This is a genomic window from Falsiroseomonas oryziterrae, from assembly GCF_021864505.1.
Taxonomy (GTDB): domain Bacteria; phylum Pseudomonadota; class Alphaproteobacteria; order Acetobacterales; family Acetobacteraceae; genus Falsiroseomonas; species Falsiroseomonas oryziterrae.
In genome coordinates this window covers 1-8,406 of sequence record NZ_JAKJIB010000159.1, presented here as the reverse complement: position 1 = coordinate 8,406, position 8,406 = coordinate 1, and the positions used below count along the sequence as shown (strand labels likewise).

Annotated in this window: 7 protein-coding genes; 3 read left to right on the top strand and 4 right to left on the bottom strand. The window is 73.0% G+C overall.

Features of this window, described 5'->3' with window-relative positions; translation table 11 throughout:
- Positions 1-174 precede the first annotated feature (174 nt).
- Complete coding sequence (locus L2I40_RS13565; RefSeq protein ID WP_237215494.1) at positions 175-1,086, top strand: cellulase family glycosylhydrolase; 912 nt, start codon at positions 175-177, stop codon at positions 1,084-1,086.
- Here L2I40_RS13565 and L2I40_RS13560 read toward each other — a convergent pair.
- Positions 1,076-2,173 carry an acyltransferase family protein gene (locus L2I40_RS13560; protein ID WP_237215493.1) on the bottom strand — a complete coding sequence of 366 codons (1,098 nt, stop codon included), beginning with the start codon at positions 2,171-2,173 and terminating at the stop codon, positions 1,076-1,078. The genes L2I40_RS13565 and L2I40_RS13560 overlap by 11 nt on opposite strands.
- A 62-nt stretch (positions 2,174-2,235) precedes the next feature.
- Between L2I40_RS13560 and L2I40_RS13555 the strand changes: the two genes are divergently transcribed.
- Together L2I40_RS13555 and L2I40_RS13550 are read left to right on the top strand one after the other, a co-directional pair.
- Complete coding sequence (locus L2I40_RS13555; protein WP_237215492.1) at positions 2,236-3,615, top strand: O-antigen ligase family protein; 1,380 nt, start codon at positions 2,236-2,238, stop codon at positions 3,613-3,615.
- Complete coding sequence (locus L2I40_RS13550) at positions 3,612-4,631, top strand: acyltransferase family protein (RefSeq protein WP_237215491.1); 1,020 nt, start codon at positions 3,612-3,614, stop codon at positions 4,629-4,631. Before L2I40_RS13555 ends, L2I40_RS13550 begins: the two co-directional genes overlap by 4 nt.
- Before the next feature lie 48 nt (positions 4,632-4,679).
- Here the strand turns inward: L2I40_RS13550 and L2I40_RS13545 are convergent, their stop codons facing one another.
- The 3 genes from L2I40_RS13545 to L2I40_RS13535 all read right to left on the bottom strand — a co-directional run.
- Entirely contained in the window at positions 4,680-6,044 is a 1,365-nt protein-coding gene (locus L2I40_RS13545; protein WP_237215490.1) for a hypothetical protein, read from the bottom strand.
- Between the two features lie 81 nt (positions 6,045-6,125).
- On the bottom strand, positions 6,126-7,118 hold the full coding sequence (gene galE / locus L2I40_RS13540) for a UDP-glucose 4-epimerase GalE (RefSeq protein ID WP_237215489.1): 993 nt from the start codon (positions 7,116-7,118) through the stop codon (positions 6,126-6,128).
- Between the two features lie 5 nt (positions 7,119-7,123).
- Positions 7,124-8,406, bottom strand: a 1,283-nt coding sequence (locus L2I40_RS13535) for a polysaccharide biosynthesis tyrosine autokinase (protein WP_237215488.1), incomplete at its 5' end; no start/stop codon positions are given.

The following is an 8,406-nucleotide window of genomic DNA, read 5'->3' as shown; positions in this document are numbered from 1 at the left end:
GCGCGCCGCGCGCCCGGCGCGGCGGCGAAGCTCGTCCTGCAGGCGCCGCTGCTGCTGATGTCGCCGCACTCGCCCAGTTTACTCCGCGCGCGCTGCGGCGCGGCTTACAACCTCGGCTATCTCCGGGGGACGCTGCAGGGCGGCTGATCCCCCGCAACCACCGGGGGAGCCTGCATGGACCGACATGTCGGACGACGCGCATTGCTCGCGACCTGCGCCGCAGCCGCCGCGGTGCCCGCGGCGGCGCAGGCGCCGGATCCGCGCGCGACCTTCGCGGCGCTGCGCGTCGGCGCCAATGTCGAGCGCTGGTTTCCGGTCGCCGCCGACGGCCATGCACGCCGCCTCGGCCGCGGCTGGTGGGAAGGATTGCGCGGCGCCGGCTTCGATCACGTCCGCATGTTCATGCCGCGCGATGCCGGCACCGGCGAGGACGTGCTCCGCCTCTATCTCACCGCGGTCGAGGACGCCGTCGCCGCCGGGCTGCCGGTGCTCTTCGCCTTCAATGACGCCTATGGCTCGACCGATCCCTGGCCGGAGCCGCTGCTGCGCGCGGTCGCCGCGCGCGCCCGCCTGTTCGGCCGCGCCACCGATCCCGCGCGCGTGGTCCTGGCACCAGTGAACGAACCGGCCTTCCCGAATGCGGCGGAATGGACGCCGGTCCGCAACCGGCTGCTCGCGATGGTGCGGGCGGAGGCGCCGCGGCACGTGCTGATGTGGGGCGGGCACGAATGGTGTTCCTGGCGCTCGCTCCTGCAGCAGCCGGCAGCCCCCGATCCGCTGACCATCGCGGAGGTGCATGACTACGAAGGCGGCGACGCGGCGTGGTTCCGCGAGCGCTTCGGCCAGGTGGCGGAATGGGGCCGCCGCCACCGCACCCCGGTGATGGTGACCGAGCTCGGCGGCCGGCTGGGCCACCAGGAGGACGAGGCCGCCTGGGCCGCAGATCTGCGGCGCGGCCTGCCGGAGCTGCGCCGGCTCGGCCTGCCCGCCACCCTCTGGGCGGTGACGCATGGCGGCCATTGGCGCCTGCAGCAGGGAGCGGGCCCGGCGCTGCGCCCCCTTCTCGCGGCCGCGATCAGGGCCTGACGGCGGCCGCGCGCGGCGCCAGCCAGCGCGCCGCCGGCACCTCCACGAGGCGCCAGGCGAGCGAGCCGATCGCAAGGCTCGCGAAGAGGCCGGCGAACATCAGCCCGAGCCGCGCCAGCTGCCCCGGCTCGGCGATCCGCAGCACCAGGATCAGCGCCATCTCGACGAAGACCCAGCAGAGATAGACGCCGAAGGACGCCTCGCCGAGCCGCCAGAGCAGGTCGCGCGGCTGGCCCGGCTCGGCGGGGCGCATGCCGAGCCATGCCACCAGGCCGGCGAGCCCGGCCACCGCCACGACGTCGAGGTCGAGCGAGATGCCGAGCGGCACCAGCACGGCCGCCGACAGGCCGGCACCGGCCGAGGGCACCTCGCGCGCCGTCACCAGCCGCGCGAGCGCGATGCCGATCGTGAACTCCATGCCGAAGCGAAGCAGGCCGTATTCCAGTGTCCGGTTGAGCTGCGCCCCGTCGGGGAGCGCACCGAGCCAGGCGAGCCCGCCCAGGCTCGCCGCAACGATGCCCCAGCAGGCGGCCCGGCCGGCGCCGAGCATCGCCGTCAGCACGACCGGGAACAGGATGTAGCCGGCCCAGATCGTGGACAGCGCCCAGGACGGGTAGTTCCACGCATGCGCGCGTGTCGTTTCCCATGCGTTCACCAGCAGCGCCTGGAGCAGCAGTTCGGTCGCGCCGAAGCGATCCGGGTCGTTGATGCGGACGCCGACGAGGCTTGCGCCGCCCACCAGCAGCACCATCAGGCCGAGTGCGGCGAGATGCAGCGGGAAGATGCGCTCCGCCCGGCGGCGGACGAACTCGCCCCAGCCGGCCAGCCCCAGCGGGGGGCGGTGCCGGTAGCCGAGGTAGAGCGCGAAGCCCGAAAGGACGAAGAAGCCGTCCACGCCGAGATAGCCCTTCATCACCGCCGCCTCGGCCACCGGAACGCCATGCAGCGCCGCCAGGGCGAGCTCGAGGTGGTAGAGGAGAACCCATCCGATCAGCAGCACGCGCAGCCGCGTCAGCGCCGCCAGGCGTTCCGGCTTCGCCCGCTCGCCCCACCCCGGATCCCGCGCGAAGCGCCCGACCGCCCCCATGGCGACGCCCTTCTGCCGACGGTCAACTGACCGAATGATGATTGGGCCGCACCGAGCCCCGCGTGGCACAACGCTGCGCGATGCGCACCGTTCCGCCAGCAATCCTGTCTGCCTTCCTGCTGCTGCTGATCGTCACCGGGCTGCTGCTGACGGCCATCGCATCGCCGCAGATGGCGCTGGCCCTGTTGCCGGCGGCGGCCGCGCTGATGCTCGCGCTGCTGTTCTACGAGGCGCCGGTCCTCGCGATCGCGTTACTGGTGGTCGCCTTCGGCCTGGCCTTCGACCTGCAGTTCGGCGAGTTCGGCGGGGCGGCCGGGCTCGGCCCCGCCATCGTCAAGCTCCTGCCCTTTGGCATCGCGGCGATGCTCTGCCTCCGCTACGGCTTCGCGCCGGCGATCAACTGGCCCTTCGTCGCCTTCTTCGTGATCCTGGCGATCAGCCTGATCGTCCTGCCCATGGGCCGCATCTCGACCTTCGGCGAGATGATCCGGAGCTTCGTCGGCTCGGTGGCGCCCTTCGTGATCGCCTTCGCCGCGGCGCCGCGGCCCTTCTGGTCGGCGCTGTGCAAGGCCGTCATCCTCGTGCCGCTGATCAGCGCGACGGTGGGCATCCTGCTCTGGCCGACCGGCCTCCAGACGCCCTTCGACCCGAACTGGCGCTTCATGGGCATGCACTCGGCGCCGTTCCTCGCGGGGTTCTGCACCACCGCGATCTTCGCCGCGACGCTCGAATACCTGCGCAGCTTCCGCACGCGCTGGCTGGTGCTGGGCGGCGCCGTGCTGGCGGTGCTGCTGCTGACCCAGGCGCGCGCGCCGCTCAGCGCGGTGGTCCTCTTCCTCGTCCTGGTCTTCCTGCTGTCGGGGCGGCGGACCTTCCCGCTCAAGCGCAAGGTGGACCTCGCCATGGGCGGGCTCCTGCCCGCCGCGATCCTGTTCCTGCCGCTGATCGCGATCGGGCTCGAGCGCTTCATCGAGACCGACGAGGCAACTGCCTTCTCCGGCCGCGACATCATCTGGCCGCTCTTCGTGGACGCGATCGAGAACCGTCCGCTCTTCGGCTACGGGCTCGGCGCGGGCAAGCTGCTGGTGGATCCCGAAGACCCGCAGATCCGGCTGATCCAGTCCAATGCCGCGCACAACGAATACCTGCGGCTCGCGGTGGAGGGCGGGATGCTCGGCGCCGCGCTGATCTTCGGCAGCATCATCGCCTGGGTCTGGCTCGGCACGCGCCGCGCCTTCCCGGCCGACCGCCTGGTGATCCGCTGCGCGCTGGTCGCGGCCCTGTTGCATGCCGGCTTCGACAACACGCTGATCGCGAGCACCGCGGTCATCCAGTTCGCCTGGTTCGCCGCCGCCCTCGCACGCGCGCGGCTCGAACACCAGGAGGCCGCGCGCGGCGACGTCGTCCGCCGGGCGATCGCCCGGCGCGCCCAGCGGGCATGAACGTCCTGACCGCACCGCCGGCGCCGGTGCGGGATCGCCGGCTCGACCTCGACCGCGCCAAGGGGGTCGCGATCCTCATCGTCGTCGTCGGCCACATCGTCGCGGCCGAGCCACCGCGCGGGGCGGAGTGGTACGACACGCTGCGCTACGCGATCTACCGCTTCCACATGCCGTTCTTCCTCTACCTCAGCGGCTACGTGATGGTGCTGTCGGGCGCGTTGCGCACGACGGATGCGCAGTTGCCGCGCTATGCGTGGCGGCGCGCGCAGCGGCTGCTGGTGCCCTTCCTGCTGCTCGGCACCGTCGTGCTGGTCGGCAAGCTCGTGGCGCAACGCTTCGTCCATGTGGACAACCGGCCGGGCGGCCTGCTGGACGGGTTGCGCGACCTCGTGCTCACCACCGAGGACAGCCCGGCGACCTTCATCTGGTTCCTCTGGGTGCTGTTCCTCTGCTGCGTCGTCGCCCCCCCCGTCTGGCGGCGGCTCGGCACCATGGGGCTGGTCGCCGGCGGCCTCGTGCTGCTGGCCCTCGAGCCGCCGGCCATCGCGTATCTCGACCGCTTCGCGCGGCACGCGGTCTTCTTCGCCATCGGCGTCGCGGTCGCGGAGCGGGAGGCGCGGCTGCTGCCGCTCTTCGCGGCGCGGCAGCCGCTCTGGTGGCTGGTCTTCGCGGCGGCGCTCGCCGCCGCCATCGCCGGCTGGCTGCCGGGCGACTGGTCGCTTCTCCTCTGCGGGCTCGCCGCCATCCCGGCGCTGCACGGGCTGATGTTCACCGCGCCGCTGCTCCGCCAGTCCTGGCCGCTGACGCTCGGGCGCTACACCATGGCGATCTACCTGTTCAACGTGATCGCGATCGGGGTGGCGAAGGCCATCCTGATGAAGATGGGCGTGCCGTGGACGGCGGAGGGCTTCTGGATCCACGCGCCGGTGCTGACCGCCGCCGGCCTGATCGGGCCCATCCTCGGCAAGGCGATGGTCCTGCGGCGGTTGCCGGTGCTGGACCGGATGACGGACTAGGCCCGTAGCGCGCTGACCGCGCTCGGCGCGATACGGGTCCAGCCTTTGCTAGGCGTTCACCGTCGCGCCGCGTGCGTCCCGCACCGTGCGCGGCACACGTCCGGAGGCGAGCACGGCCGCGACTGCGAAGGGGAACAGCCACGCGATCCGGCCCTGGTAGCGCTCGTTCACGCCCGAGAGCCCCCCCGTGACGAGCGCGTTGCCGAGGCTCGCCGCGAGCACCATCAGGCAGAGCGCCAGAGCCGGCAGGTCGCGGCGCCGCAGCCAGGCCGCCGCGGGCAGCAGCGCAAGGCCAAGCCAGCCGAGCGCGACATGCAGCGGCGACAGCGCGCGCGCCTCCGGCTGCAGCAGGCCGGCATATTGGCGCGACTCCCGGAAGGCGCCGAGTTCGCCCGGGAAGAAGCGCACGATGAGCGGCTCGGGCCCGGGCACGCCGCGCCAGGGCTCCAGCCCGTCGCCGGTGCCGAACCAGACGAACTGGCGCCACGCATTCCGCAGCGTCTCGGCCACCACCGCGCCCGGCTCGCGGGCCAGCGTCTCGCGTACGATGTCCGACGCCTCGGCCCCCCAGGCCTTGCCGCCGCCCATCCGCGCCAGCGGCGCATCCGGCTCCCAGAGGAAATGGTTGAAGCCCATGGGCAGCTGCGCGCGCCAGGCGCAGACCTGCCAGCCGGCCTCCTCGCAGCGCGCATCCATCGTGCGCAGCCCGGGCCCGTCGTCGATCAGCCGCGCCGCCATGAAGACGCTGCCGAAGGGCGAGAGGGAGAGCCGGCCATGCCCCGCGGCGTTCAGCGCGACGAGCGCGAGCATCGCGACCCCAAGCGGCGCCGCCATCCGCCCCGCCGCGCCGAGCGCCGGCGGGGCGCCGCGCGCCACCCATGTCACGGCGCCCGCGACGATCGCCAGCCCGGCGGCAAGCGGCACATGCGACAGGTGGAAGGCGATGCCGGCCGTCGCGAGCAGCAGGACGTACCACCGTTCCCACCGGCCGAGACGCTCCCAGCCGAACCCCAGCAGCCACAGCGCCAGCACCACGAGCGTCGTGAAGAGATCCGGCATGACCTGCGCGACCAGGAAGGGCAGTCCCGTCGCCAGGGCGAGCAGCCCGCAGGCCAGCAGGACGGCGCGCGCCCCCGGGCGCCCGAGCGTCCGCAGCACGAGCGAGAGCAGATGCGCCGTGACCAGGCCCTGGACGACCGGGATGGTCCAGAGCGTCAGCCGCCAGTGCAGCGCATGGGCGAAGACGCTGTAGGTCGCCGGCCGGTCCCAGCCGAGATAGAGCAGCAGCGCCTGGCCGAGATACGTGCCCGTATCGGCGAAGACCAGCGGATAGCCGTTCCAGGCGGCCGGCCAGGCCAGGATCAGCCCGCCCAGCACTACCGCCAGAACGGGCGTGCCTCCGCGTTCCGCCATCGTCGCAGCCCCCGGCTTCCCTCCGGGTCGCAACGCGACGTGCCGGCGTTCGGTTCCCGATCCGAACGACCGCGCGCGCCGTCAGGCGGCCTGCGCGTAGCCCCGCGGATGGGCGGAGTGCCACGCCCAGGCCGTGCGCACGATCTCGTCGAGCCCGGGGAAGCGCGGCGCCCAGCCGGTGTCGCGGCGCAGCGCCTCGGACGAGGCGACCAGCGAGGCCGGGTCGCCCTCGCGACGCGGGCCGATGGCATGCGGCACGGGACGACCGGCGACGCGGCCGACCGTCTCGATCACCTGCTTCACCGAATAGCCCGTGCCGTTGCCGAGGTTGTAGCGGACCGAACGATGGTCCAGCAGCGGCAGCACGCGCAGATGCGCCTCCGCCAGGTCGCTGACATGGACGTAGTCGCGGATGCAGGTGCCGTCCGGCGTGGGGTAGTCGGTGCCGAAGACGGTCAGCGGCGCCCGCGTGCCCATCGCCGCGCCGATCGCGAGCGGGATCAGATGCGTCTCCGGATCGTGCTCCTCGCCCGCGCGCCCCGCTGGGTCGGCGCCGGCGGCGTTGAAGTAGCGCAGTGCGGCGAAGCGCATCGCATGCACCCTGTCGGCCCAGTCCAGCGCGCGCTCGCAGAGCAGCTTGCTCTCGCCATAGGCCGAGACCGGCAGCAGCGGCTGCGCCTCGTCGATCGGCACGCGCTCGGGGAAGCCGAACAGCGCGGCGGTGGAGGAGAGCACGAATTTGCGGCAGCCGGCCCTGACCGCGGCATCCGCCACCGCCGTCAGGCCGGCGACATTCTCGCCGATGTAACGCATCGGCTGCCGCATGCTGTCGCCGACCAGCGACAGGGCGGCGAAGTGCAGCACCGCCTCGAAGGGGCCGAGCGCGAAGGCCTGCTCCAACGCGGCCGAATCGGTGCAGCGCCCCACCACCAGCTTCGCCGCCGCCGGCACCGCGCCCCGATGACCCTTGGAGAGGTCGTCCAGCACCACGACCTCGTCGCCCCGGTCGAGCAGCGCCAGCACCGTGTGGCTGCCGACATAGCCGGCCCCGCCGGTGACCAGGTAACGCGCCAAGACTTCTACTCCCTGAAGTACCCGCTGTAGCGCGGGTGATAGACCTCGCTATCGGCGTAGCCGGAACGACGATGCGTCCTGGCATCCACCTGCGTCAGCGCCGCGCCGACGACGCGCGCCTTCGCCTCCTCGAGCAGGGAAAGCGAGTTGCGCACGACGGAGCGCGGCGTGTCCCGCCACTTGATGCAGACCAGTGTGGCATCCGCAAGGCGGGCCACCACCCGCGCATCCGCCATCGCGAGCGCCGGCGGGGCGTCCAGGATCACCAGGTCATAGTCGCGCCGCACGCGCTCCAGCAGCGTCGCCATCGCCTCCGACATGAAGAGGCCGAGCGAATGCACCTCCGTCGCGCCGGCCGGGATGTAGTCCATGCCGGTCAGGTGGTCGCGGCGCAGGATGCGCTCGTACTCCGCCTGGCCGAGCAGGAGCTCGGTGACGCCCGGCGCGCCTTCCGCGCGCAGCGAGCGGCCGACCGCCGGCTGGCGGATGTCGCAATCCACCAGCAGCACCCGCTCCCCGTTCATCGCGGCGGAACGGGCGAGCGCGATGGCCGTCGTCGTCTTGCCCTCCCCCGGCCGCGCCGCGGTGATCACCACGACCCTGGGCGGATCGCTGCCGAGCCAGAGCGCGGCGCGCAGAGTGCGCATCGATTCGGTGAAGGGGCTGAGTGGCTTGCGCGCGACGTAATCCTCCACCCGGTGCCGGCCCAGGATCCCACGCCGCAGCATCGGCACCAGCGCGAGGCAGGGCAGGCCGAGGGCCGCGCGGATCTCGTCGCCGCTGCGGATCGTGCTGTCCGCCTGCTCAAGGAACCAGACCAGCAGCAGCCCGAACAGGATGCCGAGGGCGACCGCGGCCGCCACGAACAGCCGCGTGTTCGGGAAGCTCGGCACGCCCGGCACCGTCGCGGGCGACAGGATGCGGCTGTCCGCCTTCTCGATCGCCGTCTGGCTGACCGTCGTCTGGCTGCGCTCCAGCACGGCGCGGAGCAGGCTGCGCGCGGCTTCGGTTTCGCGCTCCAGCGCGTTGATGCGGATCTCGGCACCCTGCGTGCGGTTCAGCCGGTCCTGCTGGTCGCGCAGATTGGCTTCCAGGCTCTGAACCCGGGCCCGGGCGGCGCGCGCCTCGGCGTCCAGCGCCTGCACCACGCGGGTCGTCTCGGCGCCCACCGACCGTTCGGCGGCGGCGAGGCGGCTCGCCGCGGCGCGCACGTCGGGATGGTTGCTGCCGAGCACGGCGGAGAGGCGGTCGAGCTCCCGCCGCGCATCGTCGCGGGCGGCGCGCTGCG